Annotated in this window: 27 protein-coding genes; 3 read left to right on the forward strand and 24 right to left on the reverse strand. The window is 33.0% G+C overall.

What is annotated here, in order from left to right:
- Positions 1-58: 58 nt before the first annotated feature.
- On the forward strand, positions 59-460 hold the full coding sequence (locus tag Q0049_RS06725; protein ID WP_298117899.1) for a hypothetical protein: 402 nt from the start codon (positions 59-61) through the stop codon (positions 458-460).
- Here the strand turns inward: Q0049_RS06725 and Q0049_RS06730 are convergent.
- The 7 genes from Q0049_RS06730 to Q0049_RS06760 form a co-directional block, all read right to left on the reverse strand.
- Complete coding sequence (locus Q0049_RS06730) at positions 457-696, reverse strand: hypothetical protein (RefSeq protein WP_298117900.1); 240 nt, start codon at positions 694-696, stop codon at positions 457-459. The genes Q0049_RS06725 and Q0049_RS06730 overlap by 4 nt on opposite strands.
- Before the next feature lie 302 nt (positions 697-998).
- Positions 999-1,658, reverse strand: coding sequence for a CoA transferase subunit B (locus tag Q0049_RS06735; RefSeq protein ID WP_298117902.1), 660 nt, complete (start codon positions 1,656-1,658; stop codon positions 999-1,001).
- Positions 1,659-1,660: 2 nt separating this feature from the next.
- Positions 1,661-2,362: a CoA transferase subunit A gene (locus Q0049_RS06740; protein WP_298117904.1), complete on the reverse strand. Its 702-nt coding sequence runs from the start codon at positions 2,360-2,362 to the stop codon at positions 1,661-1,663.
- 135 nt (positions 2,363-2,497) lie between these two features.
- On the reverse strand, positions 2,498-4,837 hold the full coding sequence (locus Q0049_RS06745; protein WP_298117906.1) for a transglycosylase domain-containing protein: 2,340 nt from the start codon (positions 4,835-4,837) through the stop codon (positions 2,498-2,500).
- 5 nt (positions 4,838-4,842) lie between these two features.
- Positions 4,843-5,325 (reverse strand): gliding motility lipoprotein GldH, encoded by a 483-nt coding sequence (locus Q0049_RS06750; RefSeq protein WP_298117908.1) that lies wholly within the window; start codon positions 5,323-5,325, stop codon positions 4,843-4,845.
- Positions 5,309-6,598, reverse strand: coding sequence for a regulatory iron-sulfur-containing complex subunit RicT (locus Q0049_RS06755; protein ID WP_298117910.1), 1,290 nt, complete (start codon positions 6,596-6,598; stop codon positions 5,309-5,311). Before Q0049_RS06755 ends, Q0049_RS06750 begins: the two co-directional genes overlap by 17 nt.
- A gap of 169 nt (positions 6,599-6,767) precedes the next feature.
- Entirely contained in the window at positions 6,768-8,126 is a 1,359-nt protein-coding gene (locus Q0049_RS06760) for a rhodanese-related sulfurtransferase (protein ID WP_298117912.1), read from the reverse strand.
- A 149-nt stretch (positions 8,127-8,275) separates the two neighbouring features.
- Between Q0049_RS06760 and Q0049_RS06765 the strand changes: the two genes are divergently transcribed.
- Positions 8,276-8,512 (forward strand): hypothetical protein, encoded by a 237-nt coding sequence (locus tag Q0049_RS06765; RefSeq protein WP_298117914.1) that lies wholly within the window; start codon positions 8,276-8,278, stop codon positions 8,510-8,512.
- A 3-nt stretch (positions 8,513-8,515) separates the two neighbouring features.
- Positions 8,516-10,579: a glycosyltransferase family 9 protein gene (locus Q0049_RS06770; protein WP_298117916.1), complete on the forward strand. Its 2,064-nt coding sequence runs from the start codon at positions 8,516-8,518 to the stop codon at positions 10,577-10,579.
- A 40-nt stretch (positions 10,580-10,619) separates the two neighbouring features.
- On the opposite strand, the gene Q0049_RS06775 is transcribed toward Q0049_RS06770, so the two are convergent.
- The 17 genes from Q0049_RS06775 to hisD all read right to left on the reverse strand — a co-directional run bounded on the left by Q0049_RS06775 (position 10,620) and on the right by hisD (position 25,247).
- Positions 10,620-11,006, reverse strand: a complete 387-nt coding sequence (locus tag Q0049_RS06775) for a hypothetical protein (RefSeq protein WP_298117918.1) — start codon at positions 11,004-11,006, stop codon at positions 10,620-10,622.
- A 114-nt stretch (positions 11,007-11,120) separates the two neighbouring features.
- The gene (locus Q0049_RS06780) at positions 11,121-11,531 is read right to left on the reverse strand and encodes a BrxA/BrxB family bacilliredoxin (protein WP_298117920.1); all 411 of its coding nucleotides are present in this window, start codon (positions 11,529-11,531) and stop codon (positions 11,121-11,123) included.
- A 123-nt stretch (positions 11,532-11,654) separates the two neighbouring features.
- Positions 11,655-12,452 carry a tetratricopeptide repeat protein gene (locus tag Q0049_RS06785; protein WP_298117922.1) on the reverse strand — a complete coding sequence of 266 codons (798 nt, stop codon included), beginning with the start codon at positions 12,450-12,452 and terminating at the stop codon, positions 11,655-11,657.
- 87 nt (positions 12,453-12,539) lie between these two features.
- Positions 12,540-13,313, reverse strand: coding sequence for a tryptophan synthase subunit alpha (gene trpA / locus Q0049_RS06790; RefSeq protein WP_298117924.1), 774 nt, complete (start codon positions 13,311-13,313; stop codon positions 12,540-12,542).
- Positions 13,303-14,496, reverse strand: coding sequence for a tryptophan synthase subunit beta (gene trpB, locus Q0049_RS06795; protein ID WP_298117926.1), 1,194 nt, complete (start codon positions 14,494-14,496; stop codon positions 13,303-13,305). Before trpB ends, trpA begins: the two co-directional genes overlap by 11 nt.
- Positions 14,493-15,098 carry a phosphoribosylanthranilate isomerase gene (locus Q0049_RS06800; protein WP_298117928.1) on the reverse strand — a complete coding sequence of 202 codons (606 nt, stop codon included), beginning with the start codon at positions 15,096-15,098 and terminating at the stop codon, positions 14,493-14,495. The genes trpB and Q0049_RS06800 overlap by 4 nt, the downstream gene beginning before the upstream one ends.
- A gap of 11 nt (positions 15,099-15,109) precedes the next feature.
- The gene (locus tag Q0049_RS06805; protein ID WP_298117930.1) at positions 15,110-15,901 is read right to left on the reverse strand and encodes an indole-3-glycerol-phosphate synthase; all 792 of its coding nucleotides are present in this window, start codon (positions 15,899-15,901) and stop codon (positions 15,110-15,112) included.
- Entirely contained in the window at positions 15,898-16,890 is a 993-nt protein-coding gene (gene trpD, locus Q0049_RS06810) for an anthranilate phosphoribosyltransferase (RefSeq protein WP_298117932.1), read from the reverse strand. Before trpD ends, Q0049_RS06805 begins: the two co-directional genes overlap by 4 nt.
- 160 nt (positions 16,891-17,050) lie before the next feature.
- Positions 17,051-17,617, reverse strand: a complete 567-nt coding sequence (locus Q0049_RS06815) for an aminodeoxychorismate/anthranilate synthase component II (protein ID WP_298117934.1) — start codon at positions 17,615-17,617, stop codon at positions 17,051-17,053.
- A gap of 3 nt (positions 17,618-17,620) precedes the next feature.
- Positions 17,621-19,012, reverse strand: a complete 1,392-nt coding sequence (locus tag Q0049_RS06820) for an anthranilate synthase component I family protein (protein WP_298117937.1) — start codon at positions 19,010-19,012, stop codon at positions 17,621-17,623.
- A 233-nt stretch (positions 19,013-19,245) separates the two neighbouring features.
- Positions 19,246-19,836, reverse strand: a complete 591-nt coding sequence (gene hisIE, locus Q0049_RS06825; protein WP_298117939.1) for a bifunctional phosphoribosyl-AMP cyclohydrolase/phosphoribosyl-ATP diphosphatase HisIE — start codon at positions 19,834-19,836, stop codon at positions 19,246-19,248.
- Positions 19,833-20,585 carry an imidazole glycerol phosphate synthase subunit HisF gene (gene hisF / locus Q0049_RS06830; protein WP_298117941.1) on the reverse strand — a complete coding sequence of 251 codons (753 nt, stop codon included), beginning with the start codon at positions 20,583-20,585 and terminating at the stop codon, positions 19,833-19,835. Before hisF ends, hisIE begins: the two co-directional genes overlap by 4 nt.
- Complete coding sequence (hisA, locus tag Q0049_RS06835) at positions 20,579-21,292, reverse strand: 1-(5-phosphoribosyl)-5-[(5-phosphoribosylamino)methylideneamino]imidazole-4-carboxamide isomerase (RefSeq protein WP_298117943.1); 714 nt, start codon at positions 21,290-21,292, stop codon at positions 20,579-20,581. The genes hisF and hisA overlap by 7 nt, the downstream gene beginning before the upstream one ends.
- Positions 21,289-21,867, reverse strand: coding sequence for an imidazole glycerol phosphate synthase subunit HisH (gene hisH, locus Q0049_RS06840; protein WP_298117945.1), 579 nt, complete (start codon positions 21,865-21,867; stop codon positions 21,289-21,291). The genes hisA and hisH overlap by 4 nt, the downstream gene beginning before the upstream one ends.
- Positions 21,864-22,955 (reverse strand): bifunctional histidinol-phosphatase/imidazoleglycerol-phosphate dehydratase HisB, encoded by a 1,092-nt coding sequence (gene hisB / locus Q0049_RS06845; protein ID WP_298117947.1) that lies wholly within the window; start codon positions 22,953-22,955, stop codon positions 21,864-21,866. The genes hisH and hisB overlap by 4 nt, the downstream gene beginning before the upstream one ends.
- Complete coding sequence (gene hisC, locus Q0049_RS06850) at positions 22,952-23,965, reverse strand: histidinol-phosphate transaminase (protein WP_298117949.1); 1,014 nt, start codon at positions 23,963-23,965, stop codon at positions 22,952-22,954. The genes hisB and hisC overlap by 4 nt, the downstream gene beginning before the upstream one ends.
- On the reverse strand, positions 23,958-25,247 hold the full coding sequence (gene hisD, locus Q0049_RS06855; protein WP_298117950.1) for a histidinol dehydrogenase: 1,290 nt from the start codon (positions 25,245-25,247) through the stop codon (positions 23,958-23,960). Before hisD ends, hisC begins: the two co-directional genes overlap by 8 nt.
- Positions 25,248-25,249: the final 2 nt, after the last annotated feature.

Raw genomic sequence — 25,249 nt, forward strand, 5'->3', positions numbered from 1 at the left:
ACAGATTCACAGATTACTACAATTAATCAGTGAATCAGTGGCTTTCAAAATCAATTAAATGCCTTTTAAAGAAACATTTTCAGAATTTTACACCAAAGTCAAAACCAGTTTAGATGATGGAACTTTTGCTAAATTAACCTTAGCAAAAACCATCGGAAATACGGAATTGATGAATATTTATGTTCGTCCGATAGTTGATGAAAATGTTTTGAAATTAGAGTTAAAATTCAAATTTCAAAAGAAGGAAATTATTGAAATTCATTTCATTGATAAAGCTTTTGATAGGTTGTTGGAATTTATAAATAATCCGTTTTTATCTGCAATTTTATTTACAACGGAATTTGATTTGACTTATAAATTGAATAAAAAACGAGCTGTGAGTATTGTAGAGCAATTTCCAAGTTTCACTCATGCTTCACCTGTGATTATTGAATATTTGGAAATTAAGAAGAGTCCTTAATTTTTAGAGTACAATAATCCTAAACTTCCCGATTTCATTTTTTTTACAAACAACTCATTTTTTTTATATTTTTTATAAACTTCAAAATCTTTGATATATCCTAATTTTTCATCTTCAAAGGTAATATAGTATCGTTTTCGACCAGTTTTTCCAATTGAGTATTTGGTATCTAAAACTTTAGATTTAATTTCAATGTTCGTAGATTTACCTATGTAACAATTTATTATGGTTGTCAAAGAAATAAATAATAATAAAAAAAATATATTTACAATAGTTAGGGAAGTAATTATTAGTAATATCTTTTTTAGATAATTTGTAATATTTACAAAAAAAGATTTTCTTTTTATCGAAATAAAGTAGAGTACGAATAAAGTAAATGGAATTAAAACATATTTAAAATAAAATCTTGTAATTAAGTCTGTTTCAAAATATGGAATTGAAAAGAAAGGAAAAGCTATTATAAAAATAATTAAGATAGCTATTAGTAGTACTCGCTGAAAATTCATTATTCATCTATTAAGTAGCCTTGAAATTAAAACTAATCAATCATCATCTCAGGAATTTCACCATCAATGATTAATTCTGCTTCGGTTGATGCAATGATATGTTCTACAGAAACTCCTGGAGCACGTTCTAATAATTTGAAACCTTTTGGAGTGATTTCTAAAACGGCTAATTCGGTTACTACTTTTTTAACGCAACCAACACCAGTTAAAGGAAGCGTACATTTTTTAAGAATTTTACTTTCGCCTGCTTTATTGACGTGCATCATGGCAACGATAATATTATCTGCAGAAGCAACTAAATCCATGGCACCACCCATTCCTTTTACCATTTTTCCTGGGATTTTCCAGTTGGCGATGTCACCATTTTCTGAAACTTCCATCGCACCAAGAATTGTTAAATCTACGTGTTGACCACGGATCATTCCGAAGCTAAAAGCCGAATCGAAAAAACTCGCTCCTGGTAAAGTGGTGATAGTTTGTTTCCCCGCGTTGATTAAATCGGCATCTTCTTCGCCTTCAAATGGAAATGGTCCCATTCCTAGAACGCCGTTTTCACTCTGAAATTCAACAGAAATATCAGTGCGAACATAATTAGCAACCAATGTTGGAATACCAATTCCTAAGTTTACATAATAGCCATCTTTTACTTCTTTAGCTATTCTTTTTGCTATATCGTTTTTATCTAATGCCATGATTATGCTCTTTTACGAGTGGTACGTTGCTCAATTCTTTTTTCAAATTTTTCGCCTTGGAAGATTCTTTGAATTAATATTCCTGGAATGTGAATTTCATTAGGATTTAAGCTTCCTGCTGGAAGTAATTCTTCTACTTCGGCAATAGTTATTTTTCCTGCTCCACACATTGATGGATTGAAATTTCTGGCTGTTCCTTTGAATATTAAGTTACCTGCTTCGTCGCCTTTCCATGCTTTTACAATAGAAAAATCGGCCTTGAAAGCGTGTTCCATTACGTGCATTTTTCCGTTAAATTCACGAATTTCTTTTCCAATAGCAACTTCAGTTCCATAACCTGCAGGTGTGAAAAAAGCAGGAATTCCTGCTTGTGCTGCACGACAACGTTCGGCAAGTGTTCCTTGCGGAATTAATTCGACTTCTAATTCTCCGGAGAGCATTTGACGTTCAAACTCGGCATTTTCACCAACATAGGAAGAAATCATTTTTTTGATTTGCTTTTGTTGTAATAACAATCCTAATCCGAAATCATCAACTCCTGCATTATTTGAAATACAAGTCAGATTTTTTGTTCCTTTTTTAACTAATTCTGCAATAGAGTTTTCTGGAATTCCACATAGCCCAAAACCGCCTAACATTATAGTCATGTTATCTTCAATACCTTGAAGTGCTTCTTGAACTGAGTTTACTTTTTTATTAATCATATCGAATCAATGATTTTTATATTTTTCAATAACTTATATATTGTTTCTAAACTTTTCTGTTGCTTTAGGTTGAGCTTATCGAAATGTACTCAATCGAAGACCAAAAAAGTTATAGTTTTGAACGGGAAATGGCTTCTATAACTCGAACTCTTCGGTATTTTGTTCTTCTTCTGGCTGATCGACTGCCGTTGAATCGTTACTTTTTCCACTACTTCCACCATTAGAATATCTTGATTTACCTATACAATCAACATTTATGGTCATGTTTTCTGGACCTTCAAATTCGGACGTTGAAATTTGGAGAGATTTATCGGCATAACATTTTTTCATGAAATAACCCCAAACTGGTAGTGCAGCAGTTGCACCTTGACCGTATGTAATGCTATTGAATCGGGCAGAACGATCTTCACAACCAACCCAAACTCCAGTTACAAGATTTGGAACCATTCCTATAAACCAACCATCAGATTGATTTTGAGTTGTACCAGTTTTTCCTGCGATTGGATTTTTGAATTGATAAGGATAACCTGTCCAGCGATTATCTCCAGAACCTCCACCGTCTGTTCGAAGGCGTTGTCCAGAACCATGTTCTGTAACTCCTTCAAGAAGTTTTACAACAGCAAAAGCAATATCTTTGTTTAAAACATCGTGATTCTCTGGAACTGGTTCATAAATGATGTTTCCGTTTTTGTCTTCTATTCTAGAAATGAATTGAGGTTTTACATAAACTCCTTGATTTGCAAATGTACTGTAAGCGGCAACCATATCGTGAACGGTTATGTCTACTGCGCCAAGAGCAATGGCTGGTTGTACAGGAATTTCTGTTTTTACACCAAGTTTATGAGTTAATTCTACTACTGCTTCTGGACCTGTTTTGTCAATAAGTTTTGCCGAAACAGTATTTATAGAAAGCGCTAATGCTTGATTTAAACGAACCATTCCTCTATACTTATGATCAGAATTTCGTGGTTCCCAATTTTCGGTTACGTGATGACGTCCTTTTCTAATCATGAATGGTCCATCAATAATAGTATCGCAAGGCGACATTCCAAGTTGTTCGATAGCAGTAGCATAAACAAAAGGTTTGAAAGTTGAACCTACTTGACGCGCGCCTTGACCAACGTGATCGTATTGAAAATATTTATAGTTGATTCCTCCAACCCATGCTTTAACATGTCCCGTTTGTGGTTCCATTGACATTAATCCTGATTGAAGGAAATGTTTGTAATATCTAATAGAATCTAAAGGTGTCATGACAGTATCTTTTTCGCCTTTCCAAGTGAAAACTGTCATTTTTGTTTTTTTGCTGAAGGACGCAATAATTTCTTCATCAGATTTATCATCGGCTTTTAAAACTCTCCAACGTTCAGAGTTTTTCATTGCTTGATTGATGATTTTATCGGTTTCAGCTTTTGTGATATTTACAAAAGGAGCATTTTTATTATTTTTTTGTTGTGCCCAAAATTCTTTTTGAAGATTTTCCATGTGAGCCTTCACAGCTTCTTCTGCATATTCCTGAATTTTAGAATCGATTGTGGTGTAAATTTTTAAACCATCGCTGTAAACATCATACTCTTCGCCATCAGGTTTTTTATTTTCTTTTACCCAGTTTTTCATATAATCACGAAGGTATTCTCTAAAATAAGTAGCTGTTCCTTCTTGATGACTTTCTGGATGAAAATCTAAAACAAGTGGTTTTTTTTGTAAAAGAACTTTAGCAGATTCTTCTAATTTATTATTTCGAACCATTTGTTTAAGAACGATATTTCGTCTTTCAATAGCTCTTTCTGGGAATCTTTTTGGATTGAAACGAGAAGGATTTGTAAGCATTCCAACTAATGTAGCGCTTTGTTCAATAGTCAAGTCTCTTGGTTCTTTATTGAAATATACTTTTGAAGCTGAACGAATTCCAACAGCTCCATTAACAAAATCAATTTGATTAAAATAAAGCGCAATGATTTCACTTTTAGTATATTGTCTTTCTAATCGAACAGCGATTATCCATTCTTTGGCCTTTTGAATCATTCTAAAAAGCAAAAATTTAGAACCTTCACCATGAAACAAATTTTTTGCTAATTGTTGTGTAATGGTACTTGCACCTCCATCTTTTCCAAGTTTAATAGCAGCACCAAAAGTTCTTCGAGCATCAATTCCAGAGTGTTGATAAAAGCGTTCGTCTTCTGTTGAAACTAAGGCATCAACTAGTGATTTTGGTAAATCTTGATATTTGATTGCAGTTCTGTTTTCATTATAGAATTTCCCTAAAGTAACTCCATCTGATGAAATGACTTCTGTTGCTAAATTAGATTCTGGATTTTCTAAATCTTCAAAAGAAGGCATTGCTCCAAACAAACCCCATGAAGCAAAAAGAAAGAAGAGAAAAATTCCACCAATGGTATAAAAAAATAATCTCCAAAATTTTCTTGAATAGTATTTTATATCTTTAACTGTTGTATTTTTTTTAGTTTGTGTCATAACTTTTAATCTAAAGATTCAACTCTAAAACCAACTTCCGTAATTCCGTTTAAAGTTTCAACACCAGCAATCTTTCCAGATTGTCTTACTGCATGTTGAATTTTAACTTTATAATCGCCTTTAAGATTGAACTGTTTTTGAGAATAAAATAATTTACTTTCTTTTACATCTGAAAAGCCATCGCCCATAAGTGTTCCATCTGGATTAGCCATTTGATATTCTAATGTATCTACTAGAATCTTTTTATTAGGTTGTTCCATAGAAACAATTAGAAATAAATTATTAAATGGGTAATCATTATTATCTCTAATATTAACATACAAATTGTATTTTTTTGCTTTATCTAATTGTGGTAATTTGAAAGCAACAATACTATCTTTATGCCAAGCATTTCCAACAGATTTATATTCGTCAAAAACACGTTTTTCATCGCAAGAAATGAATAAAATGATGACTAATAAAAAAAGGATACTACTTTTTATCTTCATTTTTTTTGATAATTATTGGTCTTTTATTTTGAGGTTTTTGATTTTGTCCTTGATTTTGATTTCCTTCCTCAGTTCGCTTTTGTCCTTGTGGATTTTGTTTTTGGTTTGGATTTTGGTTTGGGTTTTGTCCTTGAACTTTATTTTTGTTTCTGTTCTTGTTTTTATTCTTACTCTTTTTAGGTTGATCAAAACGAGTTAAACTTTCTTGTCCCATGGCATTATTAAAGTTTGCTTCTTGTTCAACAATAACTTCAATAGCAAAATCTTCAAGAGATGAAACTCTTATTTTTTGCTTGTTTTGGACAATAATTTCTTTTACTTGTTCAATTTTTAAAACATGCCAATTAGAAAAATTATCAGTATATGCAAACCACATTAATCCTTTAAAAATATCTTGTTTTTGACAAATAGCATCACCTTTTTCAGTGTGTAACTTGGTGTCAAAATCTGGAAAATCTTTTAAAGCATCAAGATAAGTGTCTAATTCATAGTTTAAACAACATTTTAATTTTCCGCATTGTCCTGCTAATTTTTGAGGATTTAAAGATAATTGTTGGTAACGTGCAGCAGAAGTATTTACACTTCTAAAATCTGTTAACCATGTAGAGCAACACAACTCTCTTCCACAAGAACCAATTCCACCAAGACGAGATGCTTCTTGACGAAAACCTACTTGTTTCATTTCTATTCTAGTTTTGAAAGTTTGGGCAAACTCTTTTATTAATTGACGAAAATCAACTCTGTCTTCTGCGGTGTAATAAAAAATAGCTTTTGAACCATCTCCTTGAAATTCAATATCAGAAATTTTCATCTGAAGTTTAAGAAAAATTGCAATTTCACGAGCTTTAACCTTCATAGGTTCTTCTTTATCACGAGCTTCACTCCAAATGTCAATATCTCTTTGAGATGCTTTTCTATATACTTTTGCAATTTCAGTACTTGTATGGTTTACTCCTTTTTTCTTCATTTGAACTTTAACTAGTTCACCTGTAAGAGTAACAATCCCAATATCGTGACCAGGAGAAGCTTCAGTAGCAACTATGTCGCCTATGCTTAAAGTTAGTTTTTCGGTGTTTCTATAAAATTCTTTTCTACCATTTTTAAAACGAACTTCAACACAATCAAAAGGTGCTTCACCACTTGGTAAAGTCATATTTCCTAACCAATCAAAAACGGTTAGTTTATTGCAGCTATCGGTGCCGCAAGTCCCATTATTTTTACATCCACGCGGTGTTCCATCTTTGGTTCCGGTTGAACAGTTTGTACAAGCCATAATATATTTAGATTGTTGCTTATGCAACTTAAATTCTTAAAACGATTAATTGGTAAAGATAGTATTTTTATAAAATAAATTCCAATAAATAAATTTCAAAAAACAAATTCCAAATCTCAACAAAATTAGTAGCTGAAATTTGGAATTTATAAATTTGAATGTAAACTATTTACGAAATAATTTTAAATAATTTATCTGATAATCTTACTCTAAAAGGCACTTCGAAAGTAACTTTATCGTCAATTTTTGCTGTGGAATTTTCGCTTCCGTTTACCAACATTTTTTCTAAAACTAACTCTTGATTTCCTGTTGTTGGTCCAGATATTAAAATTTTATCACCAACATTTAATTCGTTATTTTCAATAGTAAAAAGAGCAACTTGTGCTTTTACATAATAATGTTGAACGTTTCCAAGAAGTACTTTTTTTACTTTTATCTTTTGACGAATATCATTAGTTTTATTTGCAACAGCTAAAGGTTTATCTGAAAGTTCGCCAGAATGTTTGAATTTCAAATTCTCCGATTTTCCTTTTCTAAACACTTTATTACCCACTTGTATTCCTCTTCGAAGTTTTACTTGTTCCGCTAATGGTAAATGTGTAATTTCTAAACATTCTGTAGAACAACAATTTTCCATTGCGGCTTTACATTCGTCACACTGAATGAATAATAAGTGGCAACCATCATTTAAACAATTAGTGTGATTATCGCAAGGTTTTCCACATTGATGGCATTGAGAAACGATATCATCGGTTATTCTTTCGCCTAATCTGTGGTCGAAAACAAAGTTCTTTCCAATGAATTTACTTTCAATATTTTCTTCTTTGATTTGTTTGGCATAATTGATAATTCCGCCTTCTAACTGAAATACATTTTTAAAACCCTGGTGTTTAAAATAGGCTGATGCTTTTTCACAACGAATTCCTCCAGTGCAATACATCACAAGGTTTTTATCTTCTTTAAAGTCTTTTAATTGTTCATTGATAATAGGTAAACTTTCTCTAAAAGTTTCTACATCTGGAGTAATGGCACCTTTAAAATGTCCGATTTCGCTTTCGTAGTGATTTCTAAAATCAACTACAATAGTATTTGGGTCTTCTAATATTTGATTGAATTCCTTTGCTTTTAAATGCACACCGATGTTAGTTACATCAAAAGTTTCGTCGTTTAAACCATCAGCCACAATTTTATCACGGACTTTTACGGTTAGTTTTAAAAATGAATGATCGTCGTGTTCTACAGCTACATTCAAACGAATGCCTCGCATAAAATCATAAGCTTCTAAAGTTTCTCTAAAAGCTTCGAAGTTTTCGGCTGGAACACTCATTTGAGCATTAATTCCTTCTTTGGCTACATAAGTTCGACCAAGTGCGTCGAGTTTGTTCCATTCGATAAATAAATCGTCGCGAAATTTTTTGGGATCTTCAATTTTGGCATACGCATAGAAAGATAATGTAAGACGTTGTTGTCCGGCTTCATCAATTAATTGAGCTCTTTCTTCTGCGCTTAAGGTGTTGTACAGTTGCATGCTATAAACGTTTTAAGTGAGAAATATATTTTGAATTCTAATTGGAAGAATTCGGGAACAAATGTAAAATTTTTTTTAAAAAAAGTAGGGTAAAATTTAGGTAGATTGTTCAATTAAAATATATTTGTGGAAACTTAAAGCAGATAATTATGAATAGACGTAATTTTTTGAAAAGCTCAGGTAAAGTTATTTTAGCTACATCTGCAATTTTAATAACTGGAAATTTAGTATCATCATGTTCTTCTGATGATAGTTATAATGATGGCTATTATGACGACGGTTACTACGATGATGGTTACTATGATGACGGATATTATGATGATGGCTATTATGACGATGGTTACTACGATGACGGCTATTATGATGATGGCTATTATGGAGGATAAAATTTGAAAAAGATTTTATTTTTACACGACACTTCTCTTAATCTAAAAAGAGGTGCAGAATTGACTATAACCCAACTTGTCCAATTAGGATGTGAGTTGGGTTATGTTGTCAATGTCGATTTATTACAAAGTTTTAATGATACTAAAACGGCAATTTTAAATGCAGATTTAGTAATTCTGAATAGCACATCAAGATGTCAATATGAATTAGAATTAGTAAATTTTTTAATTGATAACACTATTTCTTATGTGAAGGTTGAGTATGATTACAATTTTTGTGTGAGAAGAAACATTCTTTGTACGGTTGATTGGAACATCAGGAATTGCTGTCATACAGATAAATTTCATTTGTTTAGAAATTTATTCTTGAATTCCAAGTTTAATGTTTTTCAATCGCCAAATCACTACCAATCTCATTTCGATTTTTTTGGCGAAGCCGTTACAAATCATTTAATTATGCCACCAACAGTTGAAGTTGATAAAATTTCAATTTCAGAAGTTAAAGAAGAAACTATTCCTTTTTTTGGTGAATTAAGTAAATTAAAAGGAGGATATGAATTTATAGATTTTGTAAAAGAAAATCCTAAAAAAGAGTTTGTAGTTTATGGTGAAAACAAACTTAATTGCGATATTCCAAACAATGTTATTTTTAAAGAACCAATTCCTAATGATGAGGTAATTAAAATTTTAGGAAAAACTAAAACTTTTTTCATCAAGCCATTTTGGCCAGAACCTTCTGGTAGATTAGCCGCAGAAGCATTTTTATCGGGTTGCGAATTGATTACAAATGATAAAGTTGGAACTTGGTCTTTTGATTTTTATCCAAATGATATTGAAAAAGCAAGAAAGGAAATGAAGGAAACTCCTATGGCTTTTTGGGATAAAGTTTCTACTGTATTTTCTTCTGAAAAACCTATTTCTGATAATAGTTTAGGAAATGTTTTAATCTATAAAAGCTATGGTGGTTTAGGTGATATTTTTTTCACTTTACCATCAATTTATAAATTAAAAGCAGTTTCGGATAATGTAACTTTTGCAGTTAGTTCAAGATTAGTTTCGTTTTTTAGCAAACATTTACAAGGAATAAATGTGGTTGATGAAAAAGAAATTAAACTTCACGAAGATAAATTTGACAAGGTAATTGAACTAGGAAATTACCCGGTTTTTGATAGAACTTTCAAACAAATAAATTATATTACTGGGAAGAAAGTTAAGCAACATTCTATTCAACATTATATAGATGCGATTGCAAGATTTCATAATAAGATTTCAAATAAAAACGAAGGATTTCCTTATTTTGAGAGAAATACAAATTTTGAAAATCCATTTTATACTATTCATCCTGGCGCAGGATTTCTATTGAAAATTTGGCCAACAAAAAATTATGCCGATTTAATAGAAGAGCTTTTTGAATTATTTCCATCATTAAATTGTAAAATTATTTTAGGAAAAGAAGATCCAAATCCTGTAGAATTATTATCAAAAAAATATCCACATATTGAATTAGTTACTGGCGATTTACACGATGTTGGTGACGCCATGGCTGGAGCATTATTTCATATTGGGAATGATGCAGGAATAACTCATGTTGCTGGAAGTTTTAATACGCCAACCGTTGGAATTTATGGTCCAACAGGTCCAGGTTCATGGGGATGTTTTTCTGAGCAAAACGAAATTATTTGGGGAAAACCAGGAAATTGTACTTTAAAATGTAATTATGATGTAATCATGAATTGTGCTCATAAAGTATGTTTAACCTCAATAAATACTAAAAAAGTAATAAGTGGATTATATGCACTATTGCAAAAAACATATCCAAGTGATTCTTCCTATTTAGTTGTGAATCCAATTCTCGAAATTGAAAATAATGATTCTAATTGGAAAATAAAAATTGGAGATAATGAATTGAATATTTCTTTTGTTGATTTAAAAATTAAGGAGTTTGTAAAATCTATTTTAAATAATCAATTTAAAGAAAATTATTCAGAAGAAGAATACGAAATCTTAAACGTATTTGTAGAGCAAAAGGTTATTTTTGAACTACCAAATTTCATAAAAAAACCCTAACAATTTTTTAATTGAAAGGGTTTCAACTCCATAGCAATTCTTAATTTATAACCAAACAATCACCATTTACACATTCAACTGAATTTGGTGGTGATACAACAGTACAATCTGAAATAGCATTCGTTTGTATGTTGTGTTGATGATCCAATTCATTATATTCTGAAACCATTTGCTGTAATTGTATTAGATTTACTGAACTTGAGAAAAGTAAATATTCTTTTGGTCCACCACAAGGTTTGCTCCCAAAGGCAATATAGTTACAACTTCCTGAGCAATCAAAACTGTTTATATAATTTATTATTTCAGTTTTTTTTGCATCTAATATTGGTTGTGTAATTACTTCATCATTTGAATTATTATCAGAGCTAGAACATTGAAAGGATAAAAAAGCAACTACAAGTACAAATGTTTTAAATAGATGTTTCAATGGTTTTTAGATTTCGATTAAACAATTTTAGACATTTTATTTGTAGATAGTAAAACCTTAAAAAGGTTGCGTCAAAACAAAAAAAAATCCTCTCAACGAAAGGATTTTTATTTTTTAGCAAAATTCAGCGTAAGCGTCTTTCAAGTTTTCCGCAATCATTTCAGCAGGACGACCTTCAATGTGATGGCGTTCTAACATGTGAACTAATTCACCATTTTTAAACAAAGCCATACTTGGTGATGATGGAGGAAATGGAAACATCTCTTCTCTTGCAGCATCAACTGCTTCTTTATCTACACCAGCGAAAACCGTTACTAAATGATCTGGTTTTTTTGCTCCGTCCAAACTCATTTTTGCTCCAGGACGAGCATTTCTTGCAGCACAACCACAAACTGAATTTACAACTACAAGCGTCGTTCCTTCTGTTTTAATTGCATTTTTTACTTCTTCTGCGCTGTATAAATCTTGAAAACCTGCCTCAGAAAGTTCTGCTCGCATTGGTTTTACCATTTCTTCTGGATACATATTCTTTAATTTTTAGCTATTAGATATAAAATTTTAGATTTTGAAAATCTTTTGCAAAGATAAATAGAATTCTAATTTTTAGAATCAATCAAATCATAAACATTTGTTATCGTTTGATAGATGTTATTGTTTGTCCCATTTTTTCTGATAAGGATAAGTTTCATAAATGGTATTATCTTCATTTAACTTGTAACCAATTTTATAATCTTCTTCAGACTCTTTTAATAGTATTTTTGCTTCTTCTATTTTGTCTTTTCTCACCAAACAGATTGCTTTATAGAATTTTACATCAGAAAAATTAGGATAAACTTTTAAGGCTTTGTCAAAAACAGCAATGGCTTCATCAAATTTTTTCAATTCAAATTTTGCAATTCCTAGATAGAAATAAGCTGTTGGATGTTCTAGTTTATCGCGATTTTTATAAATTTCATCAACATAATTTTGAAGAATTTTCTCTGCTTTTTCAAATTCATTTAATTGTAAATAGGAAAGGGCAATATAAAAATCATACGTATGATCCATAACATATTGATTTCCAAATTTTTTCTTGCAATCTTCTAAATCTTCAATGGCATCTTTGTATGATTTAGAGAAAATGCATTTCATAAAACCTCGATAAGGTTGCCATCGTTCAGCATTGTAATAAACCGCTTTGTCTAGAAAAGGCATCCCAATTTCATATTTTCTTGCTTTAAAATAAGGCATTGCTTTTTGTTGCCATAAATAAGCAATTGTGCTATCTTTTGCTAATCCATTATCCAAACAATTTTGCCAATCTGACATTCTTGTATTGTAATTGTAGCGTTGAGCACAATTGGTTAAAAACTCCTCAATAATTTTTTCCTGCTCTTTGTTTTTACCTTCTTGAGCATATGAAATTGAAAATGAAAAGAGGACAATTTGTAAAAAGATTTTCTTCATCTTTATTTAAGTTTTGATAAAGATAGAAAAGAAGATTATTTAAAAATCCGCATTAACTTCTGATTAACAAAGTAACTAGAACTAGTATTAAATCTTTATTCCATTGACAAATCCCTCAATAGAATCTTTAGTTGTTCCATTTTCACTCAAATGTTTGATAAAAGCACTTCCAATAATTGCTCCAGAACCAAATTCACAAACCGTTCCAAAAGTCTTTTTATCATGAACACCAAAACCTATTAAATGTGGGTTTTGTAACTTCATATTCTGAATGCGTTGGTAATAATCAGTCTGAAAAGTAATTGCATTCGTGCTTCCTGTAATGCTATTTGACGAAACCAAATAAATAAATCCCGACGAATAACTATCCAATTGCTTTATGCGTTCTTCTGTAGTTTCTGGCGTAATCAATAACACATTTGAAACTTGATGTTGTTCACATAAATCTTTAAAATTCGAAAGATAATAATGTAAAGGCATGTCGGGAATTATGATTCCGTCAACACCAACTTCAGTACATTTTTCTATGAATGCTGCCTCACCAAATTGCAAAACCACATTCAAATAACCCATCAATACAATTGGTTTTTGAGTGATGCTTCGAAGCGATTGCAATTGCTCGAATAGAAGATTTAAAGTCATTCCGTTTTCAATTGCTTGATTGCTACTTTCTTGAATTATTGGTCCATCTGCCAATGGATCAGAATACGGAAATCCAATTTCTATCATGTCTACATCACTTGTTTGAAGATGTTTTAAAATGGTAAGCGTATCGTTCAAATTTGGAAACCCTGCCGTAAAATACAACGATAAAATGTTTTCTTTTTTTGTTTCAAATAAGAATTGGATTCTATTTTTCATCTGTTCTGTAATTTTGTAAGGTTGCCAAATCTTTGTCGCCTCTTCCTGATAAATTCACGACCACAACATCGGTAGTTTTCAATTTCATTTTATGTAAATAAGCCAATGCATGTGCCGATTCAATAGCTGGAATGATTCCTTCTTTTCGAGACAAATCGTAAGCCGCTTGCATCGCCTCATTATCGGTAATCGAAACCACTTCTGCCTTTTTAGTATCATGCAAATACGAGTGAATCGGACCAATTCCCGGATAATCCAATCCTGCTGAAATCGAATGTGGTTCTACAATTTGTCCGTCATCGGTTTGAATTAAGTAGGTTTTACTTCCGTGAATGATTCCTTTTTTACCCAAAGCAATTGTTGCTGCGGTTTTCCCAGAATGAACGCCTAAACCGCCAGCTTCAATAGCAATTAATTTAGTTTTCCCATTGTCGATAAAATGATAAAAAGCACCAATGGCATTGCTTCCGCCACCAAGACAAGCTACCACGTAATCCGGATTTTCATCGCCTGTTTTTTCTTTCAATTGGATTTTGATTTCTTCACTGATAACCGATTGAAATTGCGCTACCAAATCGGGATACGGATGTGGACCAACGACCGAACCAATGATATAATGTGTTCCAACTGGATCGTTTATCCAAGCTCTAATGGCTTCATTTGTAGCATCTTTTAACGTTTTACTTCCGCTAGTTGCAGGCTGAATTTTTGCACCTAAAAGACGCATACGTTCTACATTTGGTTTTTGACGTTCGATGTCAATTTCGCCCATGTAAATCGTGCAATCCAATCCCAACAACGCACAAGCTGTAGCCGTTGCAACGCCATGTTGACCTGCGCCAGTTTCGGCAATAATCCGTTTTTTATTTAATCGTTTTGCTAATAAAACTTGACCAATTGCATTGTTGATTTTGTGTGCACCAGTGTGATTCAAATCTTCTCTTTTCAGATAAATTTGCGCCTGAAATTGCTCCGATAAATTCTTTGAAAAATACAATGGTGTTGGTCGTCCAACATAATCTTTCAATAACAATTTAAACTCTTTCTGAAAGTCTTCAGTTGCTATAATTTGCAAGTAAATTTGTTGCAATTCCAATACGTTTGGATACAACATTTCGGGTACAAATGCACCGCCAAATTCGCCATAAAATCCATTTTCATCAGGTTGTAAAGTCGTTTTCATCGTCTTCTTATTTTTTCTATTAATTCACTAACTTCTTCCGTAATTTTTTTAGTATTTGAATCTTCTAATTTGCTATTGAAATCCAATCCTACTAACATCGGATAATTATTAAATTTAATCTTACCGATGTTATAGATACTTAATCCACCACTTAAAAAAAATGGTTTGGATAATGTATAATTTTCTAATATTTCCCAATCAAATATTTGCCCGCTTCCACCATATTTCGGAGTTTTGGTATCAAATAAAAAGTAATCACAAACCTTTTCATAAGCCATAACTTCATTAAAATTGAAATAAGTGTCTACCGAAAACACTTTGATAACATTGATATTATTTTCTTTTAAAACTTCACATTCAGCAACTGATTCATTTCCGTGTAATTGCACAAAATCAAAAGAAAATTGCTTTTGAATTGTTATAATTCGATTAACATCTTCATTTACAAAAACCGCAACTTTTTTTATGTTTTCAGGTAATTTTTCTAATGATTTAGGAGAAAAATCTTCACCAACATAACGCTTGGATTTTGGGTAAAAAATAAATCCCATATAATCGGGTTGCAAAGCACCGACTTCAAGTATATTTTTTGGAAATTTCATTCCGCAGATTTTTATTTGCATACCAATTGCTGTATTAAATTTCTACATTTTTCTGCTGGATTTTGTTCTTTCATAAAATATTCTCCCATTAAAAATCCGTGAAATCCATTGGATTGTAAAATCTGAATTGTTTCTAAAGAATCGATACCGCTTTCGGCAATTTTAATACTCGATTTCGGTAATAATTGCGCCAATTTTATACTGTTCTCCACCGAAACTTCAAATGAATTTAGATTGCGATTGTTGATTCCGATTAAATCAAAATTCAAATCCATGTTTTCCAAAATCTCGGCTTCGTTTTGAGTTTCAAGAAAAACTTCCATTCCTAATTCGTGAGCTAAATTGGTATAGGATTGCATTTGTTTTTTGGTCAAAATTTTAGCAATCAACAAAATCACGTCCGCGCCCATCGCTTTTGACTGAATGATTTGGTATTCATCGACCATAAAATCCTTTCGCAACATCGGAATGGTGTTGTTTTTTCGAGCCAATTCAAAGTCGTTAGTTCTTGCACCGAAAAAATCTACATCTGTCAAAACAGATAATCCAGAAACCGTTGCATTTGCATAACCTTGCGTCACTTCAACCACATTGGCATCTAGATTTATGTTTCCTTTAGCCGGAGATTTTCTTTTGAATTCGGCAATAATTCCACCAGTAACTGAACTTTCAATGGCTTTTTTCAAAGAATGCGTCGCCGAATTAAACAACGGTTGTTCTTCCAAAAACGAATAAGTAAATTGGGCTTTCAAATGTGCTACTTCTTGTAATTTTTGTGCTTTTATAGTGTCTAAAATATTCATTGAATTTCTTTTAATCGGTTAAACGAATTCTTAGCTTTCAATCCGAAAAGTGATTCCTTAGCTTGATCAAATGCTTCTTCAAAATTCAGATTTGGATGATAGGTTTGAATCGCCAAAGCAGCATTTACTAAAACAACATTATTTTGCGATTCGGTTCCTTTTCCGTCAATAATTGTGGTAAAAATTGCTGCGGCTTCTTCCAAAGTTTCGTCGCCATACAATTCGGAAAAAGTTATGTTTTTCAAACCAAAATCTTTGGCTTCTATAAAACGTTCGCCGTTGTTGGTAATCAACTTGGTTTTGTCGGTCAGCGTTACTTCGTCAAAACCATCCAAACCGAAAATTACGGTGTATTGACTGTTTTCTTCTTGTAACAAATACTGATACATTCGCGCCAATTCTAAACTAAAAACGCCAGTCATTTGTACTTTTGGAAACGCAGGATTTACCAATGGTCCGAGCATGTTAAAGAAAGTTTTAATACCTAATTCTTTTCGAATTGGACCAACGGCTTTCATAGCAGGATGAAATAATGGAGCATGTAAAAAACAAATGTTGGTTTCTTCAATTTGTTGTTTCAAAACAGTTTCATCGGTTTGAAAAACTACTTCTAAAGTTTCCAAAACATTGGACGAACCAGAAATAGATGAAACGCCATAATTTCCATGTTTCGCCACTGGAATTCCTGCTCCAGCAACTACAAAAGAAGTCAGTGTTGAAATGTTAAACGTATTTTTTCCATCGCCGCCTGTGCCGCAAACATCCATTGGATTGTATGCTGATAAATCGATTTTATGGCACAAGTTCAATAATGCTTCTCTAAAACCTAAGAGTTCGTCTAGCGTAATATTTCGCATGATAAAAACGGTCAGGAAAGAAGCAATCTGACTTTGGTTGTATTTTCCTAAAGCGATGTCGTTAAGCACTTGTTTGGCTTCGTCTTTCGTTAGGGTTTTATGTTTGAATAAATGTTCTAAGATTGTTTTCATTTTAATTATTTTAAGCTTTGAGTGTGACTTTTTTTTAACCACATAGAAACATAGATTTTATGAATTTTGAAAAGGCGTTACACTTTATTGGAGCAAATCATAGCTATGTGAAACAAAGAATTTGGCTATGTAACATTTTTTTTCTATGTTTTTATGTGGTTTAATTATTATTTATCCAATTAGTAAGTATCGTTTTTCCGTTTTCTGTGAGAATTGATTCAGGATGAAATTGTAATCCGCGTATATCGTATTTTTTATGTTTTAATGCCATAATATTTCCTAATTCGTCTTTTGCAAGCACTTCTAGTTCCTCTGAAATTGCTTCAGAAACTACCCACGAATGATAATGTCCAATCTTAAAATTTTTCGGAAGATTTTCAAATAAATAATCCTCTTTTACAATTTCAATTTCTGAAGCAACTCCATGAAGTGGTTCTGATAAATTGATTAAATCGGTGCCAAAATTTTCGGCAATGGCTTGATGACCTAAACAAATTCCGAGTATGCTTTTGGTTGATGAAAATTCACATAATAATTGTGGCATCATTCCAGCATTTTTCGGAATTCCTGGTCCAGGTGAAAGCACAATTTTATCGTACTGATTGATATACGAAAAATCCAGTTTATCGTTTTTTACGACATCAATTTCTGCAACACCAATTTCATAAAGCAAATGCACAATATTGTACACAAACGAATCGTAATTATCTACTACTAATACCTTCATAATTTATATATTTTGAGCTAGTTGAATAGCTTTTCGAAGTGCCGAAAGTTTAGTTTCTACCTCATTCAATTCACTGTTTACATCTGATTTTGTTACAATTCCGCAACCTGCTTGATAGGTCAATTGATTATTTCTGCTGACGAACGAACGAATAAAAATCGCGTGATTAAATCCGCCGTTAAGGCCAATTATTCCAACCGTTCCGCCGTAAAATCCGCGTGATTGTGGTTCGTATTGATCTATTAATTGCATCGCTTTGTGTTTTGGCGCACCAGATAAAGTTCCAGCTGGATAAGTATCGCCTAAAATTTGTATCGGATTGTATTCGGGTTGTAATTCGGCACTAACTTTAGAAACCATATGAATCACGTGTGAGTAATATTCGATCTTTTTGAAACTTTCAACCACGACTTTTTTACTCGATTTGCTCAAGTCGTTTCTTGCCAAATCGACTAACATAATGTGTTCAGCATTTTCCTTTGAATCAGCCAAAAGTGCTTCGGCTAAAAGTGCATCTTCTGTATCGTTTCCTGTTCGTTTGAATGTTCCTGCAATTGGATTGATGATCGCTTTTTGGTCGTTTATAGTAAGTTGAGCTTCGGGTGAAGAACCAAATAATTTAAAATTTCCATAATCAAAATAGAACAAATAGGGCGACGGATTGACGGAGCGCAACGCTCTGTAAACATTGAATTCATCGCCTTTAAACTGTTGTTTGTATTTTCTAGAAAGTACGATTTGAAACACATCGCCAACAAAACAATGTTCTTGTCCTTTTTTGATGATATCTAAAAAATTATCATCTGTAAAATTAGATTCTTCTTCGTTTTGAAGCGAAAATTTAAACTGTGTCACCGAACGATTGTTGATGATTTCCTGAATTTTCTCCAAATTAGAAACTTCATTTTCTTGCAAATGTTCTAACAAAAATAATTCGTTGTTAAAGTGATTGAAGACAATCGTATAACGAAATAAGTGGTATTGAATCAAAGGCAAATCGAAATCGGTATTGGTAAAAGTAATGTCTTCAAATAACGGAATTGCATCATAACTTGTGTAGCCAAACAATCCTAATGTTTCAAATCCGAGGTTTAAATCGGATACCGAAAATGATTTTGAGAACTGATTTAATTCGGTTGCAATTTCAATTTCTGAAGTTGATTTTACAACAGTTTTTTTATCAGGAAAAGTGATTGTAGTTTGATTTGCATCAGCAATAAAGGATGCAATTGGATCCAAACAAATGTAGGAATAGCTGTTTTCTTTGCTTTTGTAATCGGAGCTTTCCAACAAAAAACTATTGGAAAACTGATCGCGAATTTTTAGGTATAAACCCACTGGCGTATGCGTGTCGCTTAGAGTTTTGATTACTTTGGTTTGAAAATTATATAACATGATAATTGAATTTTGAGAAAAATTTGGACATAAAAAAAACCCGCTTGGAAAAGCGGGTTTGACGATATTGTAGAAAATTACAGATAACAGTTACCAACCAATTCCAAGAACGGAGTTAGTTATGTGCCACCAATTTGTATTTTGTATTTTGTTCATCATAATGGGTACAAACGTATTGAATTATTTTGTTGCAACAGCATTGTTTTTTAAATTTTAACATTTGTTCTATGAAATTATTTTTTCATTCGACGTGCTAATTCTTGTTCTATATCTTTTAATTTCAAGCTTTTAGCTTGCAATAAAATCAAGTAATGAAATAACAAATCGGCAGCTTCACCAACAAACAAATCTTGATTATCGTCTTTGGCTTCAATTACTAATTCGACAGCCTCTTCACCGACTTTTTGAGCCATTTTGTTGATGCCTTTTTGATAAAGTGAGGCAACATACGATTCTGAACTTGGGTTTGCAATGCGATTTTCAATGACGTTTTCTAATTCGTTTAGAAAAGAAACGTTAGATTCAGTTGCAAAACAAGAAGTCGTTCCGTTGTGGCACGTTGGTCCGTTTGGAATGACTTGAATCAGCAACGCATCTTGATCGCAATCTTCTTTTATGGAAACTACCTTTAGAAAATTTCCAGACGTTTCACCTTTTGTCCAAAGTCTGTTTTTACTTCTACTGAAGAACGTTACCACATTTTCAGTTTGTGTTTTTTGTAACGCTTCTTCGTTCATGTAACCCAACATTAAAACCTGTTGCGTTTCGTTATTTTGAATAATTACTGGAATCAATCCGTTGTTTTTTGAGAAATCTACATTCATCTTATGGGAATATTTTGAGTTTTTAAAACGTTTTTTAATCTGGAAATCGGCACTTCATTAAAGTGGAAAATACTGGCTGCTAATCCGGCGCTGACTTCAGTTTTGGTAAATAAATCTATAAAATGCTGCGAATTTCCTGCGCCACCAGAAGCGATGACTGGAATAGAAACCACTTTACTGATTTCATTTGTAATTTCTAATGCGAATCCATCTTTGGAACCATCGTTATTCATTGAAGTTATTAGTAATTCTCCAGCGCCTAATTCTTCCACTTTTTTAGCCCAATCGATGGCTAAAATTCCAGTGGATTCTGTTCCACCTTTGATGAAAACGTACCAATCATTATCTACTTTTTTGATGTCGATAGCAATCACTAGACTTTGACTTCCAAAAGCATCTGAAATTTGAGTAACTAAGTCTGGATTCAAAACTGCAGCCGAATTGATACTTACTTTATCCGCACCAGATTGCAATAATAATCGCGCGTCTTCAACCGATTGAATTCCGCCACCAACTGTGAATGGAATATTGATTTCTTTGGACAATTGCGTTACCATTTCTGCCAATGTTTTACGTTTTTCCAATGTTGCAGAAATATCTAAAAACACTAATTCGTCTGCTCCATTTTTTGAATAAAACGAAGCTAATTCTACTGGATTTCCAGCATCTTTTAGTTCTAGAAATTGAACGCCTTTTACGACGCGACCATCTTTAATATCCAAACACGGAATGATTCTTTTCTTTAACATAATTCGCGTAGATTTTCGATTTTTATTGTGCCTTCGTATACTGCTTTTCCTATGATAGCACCTTCGCATCCGATGGTTCTTAAAAGTTCTAAATCGGAAATAGTTGTCACACCACCACTTGCAATTAAGTTGACTTTTGTCTTTTGTAAAATGGTTTGATACAATTCATTTGAAGTTCCTTGAAGCATTCCGTCTTTAGAAATATCGGTGCAAATAACCGTTGAAATTCCTTTGGAAACATAATCGGATATATACTCCACAACATCCAATTCTATAGTTTCTAACCAACCATGCGTTGCGATTTTTCGGTTCAAACAATCGGCGCCCAAAATGATTTTTTCACTTCCAAATTCTGTTAACCATTCTAAAAATTCGATTGGATTTTTCGCAGCAATACTTCCACCAGTAATTTGATTGGCTCCGTTTTCAAAAGCGATTTCTAGATCTTTGCGTTGTTTTAGTCCACCACCAAAATCGATTTTTAACTTGGTTTTGGTTGCAATTTGATACAATATTTCGTGGTTGACAATTTGGTTGGATTTTGCTCCATCCAAATCTACTAAATGTAAATATTGTATACCGTTGTCTTCAAAATATTTGGCGACTTCCAATGGATTTTCGTAATAAATTTTTTGCGTGGCATAATCGCCTTTGGTCAATCGGACGCATTTTCCGTTGATGATGTCAATGGCTGGGATGATTCTCATAATTTCAAAAAGTTTAGTAAAAGTTGTTCGCCCACGCTTGATGATTTCTCGGGATGAAATTGTGTTGCATAGAAATTATCCTTTTGCATCGAAGCACTAAACGGAACGATATAATCGCAAATGGCTGTTGTTTCTTTACTGATTTCGGCATAAAAACTGTGTACAAAATAGAAATTTTCATCGGCTGAAATTCCGTTATACAATTCAGAATTCAATGCTGAAATGTTGTTCCAACCCATATGTGGCACTTTTAATTTGGGTTCAAATTTCTTCACAGTTGCTTCAAAAATTCCTAAACATTCGGTGTTGCCTTCTTCCGAAAATTCACACATTAATTGTTGCCCGAGACATATTCCTAAAACCGGTTGTGTGAGGTTTTTGATTACTTCATCCAAACCTTTTTCTTTCAAATACTTCATCGCCGAACTTGCTTCGCCCACACCAGGAAAAATTACTTTTTCCGCTTGTTTTAAAATGGTTTCATCATCAGTTACGACGCAGGAATATCCCAATCGTTCGATTGCATTTTTTACTGATGTAATGTTGCCTGCGTTGTATTTTACAATTGCTATCATAGGATTCCTTTGGTGCTTGGTATGCTGTTTGTGCCGTCTTTTTGTACTGCCATTTTTATTGCTTTTGCGAAAGCTTTGAAAATGGATTCAATTTTGTGGTGTTCGTTTTCGCCTTCACTTTTGATGTTTAAATTGCATTTGGCGCCATCGCAAAACGATTTGAAAAAGTGTGAGAACATTTCGGTAGGCATTTCTCCGATTTTTTCACGTTTAAATTCGGCGTTCCAAACCAACCACGAACGACCACCAAAGTCAATTGCGACTTTTGACAAACAATCGTCCATCGGCAATAAAAAACCGTAACGAGTAATGCCTTTTTTAGAACCCAAAGCTTGTGCAAAAACATCGCCCAAAGCAATTCCGACATCTTCAATCGTGTGATGTTCGTCAACATATAAATCGCCTTTTACGTTGATGTTCAAATCGATATTTCCGTGTTTGGAAATTTGGTCTAACATGTGATCAAAAAATCCTAAACCTGTGCTGATTTTGCTTTTTCCGCTTCCATCCAGATTGATTTCGACTGCAATTTCAGTTTCTTTTGTCTTGCGAATTAATTGAGCTACTCGTGGTTGTTCTTTTAAAAATTGGTAAATATTTTCCCAAGAAGTCGTTGATAAAGCAGCTCGTTCATTGGCTGTAGCCGAAATAAAAATAGCTTGACTTCCTAAGTTTTCTGCAAGTTGAATATCTGTAATTCGATCACCAATAACGAACGATTTTTTCAAATTATAATTGCCTTTGATGTACTGTTGTAACAATGCCGTTCCGGGTTTTCTTGTTGGCAAATTTTGTTCTGGAAACGAAACGTCAATAATCACATCTGAAAATTGAATTCCTTCATTTTCAAACGCTTTTAGCATTTTGTTTTGTGCTGGCCAAAAGGTGTTTTCCGGAAACGAATCAGTTCCCATTCCGTCTTGATTGGTTACCATGACCAACTCATAATCGAGTTCTTTTGCGATTCGTGATAAGTACTGAAAAACCTGTGGATAAAACTCCAATTTTTCCAAACTATCGACTTGAAAATCGATTGGTGGCTCGATGATTAACGTGCCGTCTCTATCTATAAATAAAACCTTTCTCATGACATAACTAAATTTAAAGCATACACTAATTGTTGGTTTTCTCGTGGTGTTCCAATGGTGATTCGAATGGTATTTTCAACTACCAAACTTCGATTGCGTGTAATAATTTGTTGTTCGATTAAACTGTTGTAAATGGCTGTTGCGTTGTCCATTTCTACCAATAAAAAATTAGCTTCTGATGGGTATATTTTAGTAACAAAATCTAGTGCTAAAAGTGATTGTTTTAGCAATTCACGTTCTGATTTTATCAGTTGTACATTTGATTTAAAATCGGCTTCATTAGCAAGCGATTGAACAGCGGCTTCTTGATTCAATTGACTCACATTATAAGGTGGCTTTACTTTATTCATTACCGAAATTATGGTTTCATTTGCAAAGGTAATTCCAACTCGAACTGCTGCCAAACCGCGTGCTTTACTGAATGTTTGAGAAACAATTAAATTGGGATATTTCTTGATTTTGGAAACCAAAGAAGGTTGTTCACTAAAGTCGATATAGGCTTCGTCTAAAAACACAATTCCGTTGAAATTTTCAATAATGTATTCGAGATTTTCCAATGAATTTCCTGTCGGATTGTTAGGCGAACACAAGTATAAAATTTTGGCATTTTGAGCTAAAATCGTTTCAGTATTTAATTGAAAATTCTCGGTTAACGGAATCGAAATTATCTCTAAATTATTGATGTTCGCATACACTTCATACATTCCATAAGTTGGTGGACAAATGATTATTTTATCTTCGTTGTGTTCGCAAAAAACGCGTTGTACCAAATCAATAATTTCATCACTTCCGTTACCAATTAGTATGTTTTCAATTCCGACTTTTTTCTGACTGCTCAAAATTTGCTTTAAGCGCCATTGGTATGGATCGGGATAACGGTTCAAACTCCCAAACGGATTTTCATTGGCGTCCAAAAAGATACCTTGATTGCTTTTGTACTCATCGCGCGCACTCGAATAAGGCGTAAGCGAGAGAATATTTTTTCGAATTAAATTATTGATATTATCCATTTTGTAATTTTTTTAATCGGATGGAAACGGCGTTTTTGTGTGCGTCTAATTGTTCGGCAGCAGCCATAATTTCTATTGTTGGCCCAAGATTTTGAATGCCTTGTGATGTTAATTTTTGAATCGTAATTTTCTTTACAAAACTGTCTAACGAAACACCGCTGTAATTCTTCGCATAACCATTGGTTGGCAAGGTGTGATTCGTGCCGCTAGCGTAATCTCCAGCACTTTCGCAACTGTAATTTCCGATGAAAATTGAACCTGCATTTTCAATAAATTCAATTTTATTTTCAGCATCTTCAATAGCCAAAATCAAATGTTCTGGCGCGTAAAAATTACTGAATTCAATTGCTGTTTGAATGTCTTCAAATAGTATAGCTCGACTGTTTTCTAATGCTTTTTCTACTGTTGCTTGTCTTGGTAAAATGGCTTTTTGATTTTCAATTGCCGCACTAACTTTCGCAACAATTTCTTCTGAATTTGTGACCAAAATTACTTGGCTATCACCACCATGTTCTGCTTGTGAAAGTAAATCGGAAGCCACAAATTCGGGATCACAACTTGCATCAGCAATTACTAATAATTCACTTGGTCCAGCAGGCATATCGATAGCTAAACCGAGTTGTTGCGCATATTGTTTGGCAGCTGTAACATATTGATTTCCAGGTCCGAAAATTTTAGAAACTTTCGGAATTTCATCGGTTCCAAAAGTCATCGCTGCAATGGCTTGAATGCCGCCAATTTTATACATTTGAGTTACGCCAGTCAATTGCGCCGCATACAAAATTGCTGGATTGATATTGCCATTTTTGTCTGGCGGCGAACATAAAATTATGTTTTTGCAACCTGCCAATTTTGCTGGAATTGCCAACATCAAAACCGTTGAAAAAAGTGGTGCCGTTCCACCTGGAATATAAACTCCGATGGTATCGATAGCACGACTTTCTCTCCAACAAAAAACACCCGAAGTAGTTTCAATTTTAGTTGGAATTTCTTTTTGGGAACTGTGAAATTTCGAAATATTATCAGCTGCAATTTGAATCGCATTTTTTAATTCGAAAGAAATTTTTGCAACCGCATTTTCAATTTCTGATGGAGTTACTGCGAAATTTTCAATCGATACGTCATCAAAATAATTCGTGTACTTTTTCACAGCTTTGCTACCGTTTTTTTGAATGTCGTTAAAAATTGATTTTACAGTTTCATTTAAATCGGCAGTGGCAACTGTTTTGCGTTTTGCCAATTCTGACCATTGTTCGGGATTTGGATTTGTGTAAGTTTTCATGT

It is taken from the genome of Flavobacterium sp. (genome assembly GCF_027484205.1).
GTDB lineage: Bacteria > Bacteroidota > Bacteroidia > Flavobacteriales > Flavobacteriaceae > Flavobacterium.

What these genes read in the sequence shown, in the direction of transcription:
- Q0049_RS06725 (WP_298117899.1), top strand. Translation starts at nt 59, where the DNA reads ATGCCTTTTAAAGAAACATTTTCAGAATTTTACACCAAAGTCAAAACC.
- Q0049_RS06735 (WP_298117902.1), bottom strand. Translation starts at nt 1,658, where the DNA reads ATGGCATTAGATAAAAACGATATAGCAAAAAGAATAGCTAAAGAAGTA.
- Q0049_RS06740 (WP_298117904.1), bottom strand. Translation starts at nt 2,362, where the DNA reads ATGATTAATAAAAAAGTAAACTCAGTTCAAGAAGCACTTCAAGGTATT.
- Q0049_RS06745 (WP_298117906.1), bottom strand. Translation starts at nt 4,837, where the DNA reads ATGACACAAACTAAAAAAAATACAACAGTTAAAGATATAAAATACTAT.
- Q0049_RS06750 (WP_298117908.1), bottom strand. Translation starts at nt 5,325, where the DNA reads ATGAAGATAAAAAGTAGTATCCTTTTTTTATTAGTCATCATTTTATTC.
- Q0049_RS06755 (WP_298117910.1), bottom strand. Translation starts at nt 6,598, where the DNA reads ATGGCTTGTACAAACTGTTCAACCGGAACCAAAGATGGAACACCGCGT.
- Q0049_RS06760 (WP_298117912.1), bottom strand. Translation starts at nt 8,126, where the DNA reads ATGCAACTGTACAACACCTTAAGCGCAGAAGAAAGAGCTCAATTAATT.
- Q0049_RS06765 (WP_298117914.1), top strand. Translation starts at nt 8,276, where the DNA reads ATGAATAGACGTAATTTTTTGAAAAGCTCAGGTAAAGTTATTTTAGCT.
- Q0049_RS06780 (WP_298117920.1), bottom strand. Translation starts at nt 11,531, where the DNA reads ATGTATCCAGAAGAAATGGTAAAACCAATGCGAGCAGAACTTTCTGAG.
- Q0049_RS06785 (WP_298117922.1), bottom strand. Translation starts at nt 12,452, where the DNA reads ATGAAGAAAATCTTTTTACAAATTGTCCTCTTTTCATTTTCAATTTCA.
- trpA (WP_298117924.1), bottom strand. Translation starts at nt 13,313, where the DNA reads ATGAAAAATAGAATCCAATTCTTATTTGAAACAAAAAAAGAAAACATT.
- trpB (WP_298117926.1), bottom strand. Translation starts at nt 14,496, where the DNA reads ATGAAAACGACTTTACAACCTGATGAAAATGGATTTTATGGCGAATTT.
- Q0049_RS06800 (WP_298117928.1), bottom strand. Translation starts at nt 15,098, where the DNA reads ATGAAATTTCCAAAAAATATACTTGAAGTCGGTGCTTTGCAACCCGAT.
- Q0049_RS06805 (WP_298117930.1), bottom strand. Translation starts at nt 15,901, where the DNA reads ATGAATATTTTAGACACTATAAAAGCACAAAAATTACAAGAAGTAGCA.
- trpD (WP_298117932.1), bottom strand. Translation starts at nt 16,890, where the DNA reads ATGAAAACAATCTTAGAACATTTATTCAAACATAAAACCCTAACGAAA.
- Q0049_RS06815 (WP_298117934.1), bottom strand. Translation starts at nt 17,617, where the DNA reads ATGAAGGTATTAGTAGTAGATAATTACGATTCGTTTGTGTACAATATT.
- Q0049_RS06820 (WP_298117937.1), bottom strand. Translation starts at nt 19,012, where the DNA reads ATGTTATATAATTTTCAAACCAAAGTAATCAAAACTCTAAGCGACACG.
- hisIE (WP_298117939.1), bottom strand. Translation starts at nt 19,836, where the DNA reads ATGAATGTAGATTTCTCAAAAAACAACGGATTGATTCCAGTAATTATT.
- hisF (WP_298117941.1), bottom strand. Translation starts at nt 20,585, where the DNA reads ATGTTAAAGAAAAGAATCATTCCGTGTTTGGATATTAAAGATGGTCGC.
- hisA (WP_298117943.1), bottom strand. Translation starts at nt 21,292, where the DNA reads ATGAGAATCATCCCAGCCATTGACATCATCAACGGAAAATGCGTCCGA.
- hisH (WP_298117945.1), bottom strand. Translation starts at nt 21,867, where the DNA reads ATGATAGCAATTGTAAAATACAACGCAGGCAACATTACATCAGTAAAA.
- hisB (WP_298117947.1), bottom strand. Translation starts at nt 22,955, where the DNA reads ATGAGAAAGGTTTTATTTATAGATAGAGACGGCACGTTAATCATCGAG.
- hisC (WP_298117949.1), bottom strand. Translation starts at nt 23,965, where the DNA reads ATGGATAATATCAATAATTTAATTCGAAAAAATATTCTCTCGCTTACG.
- hisD (WP_298117950.1), bottom strand. Translation starts at nt 25,247, where the DNA reads ATGAAAACTTACACAAATCCAAATCCCGAACAATGGTCAGAATTGGCA.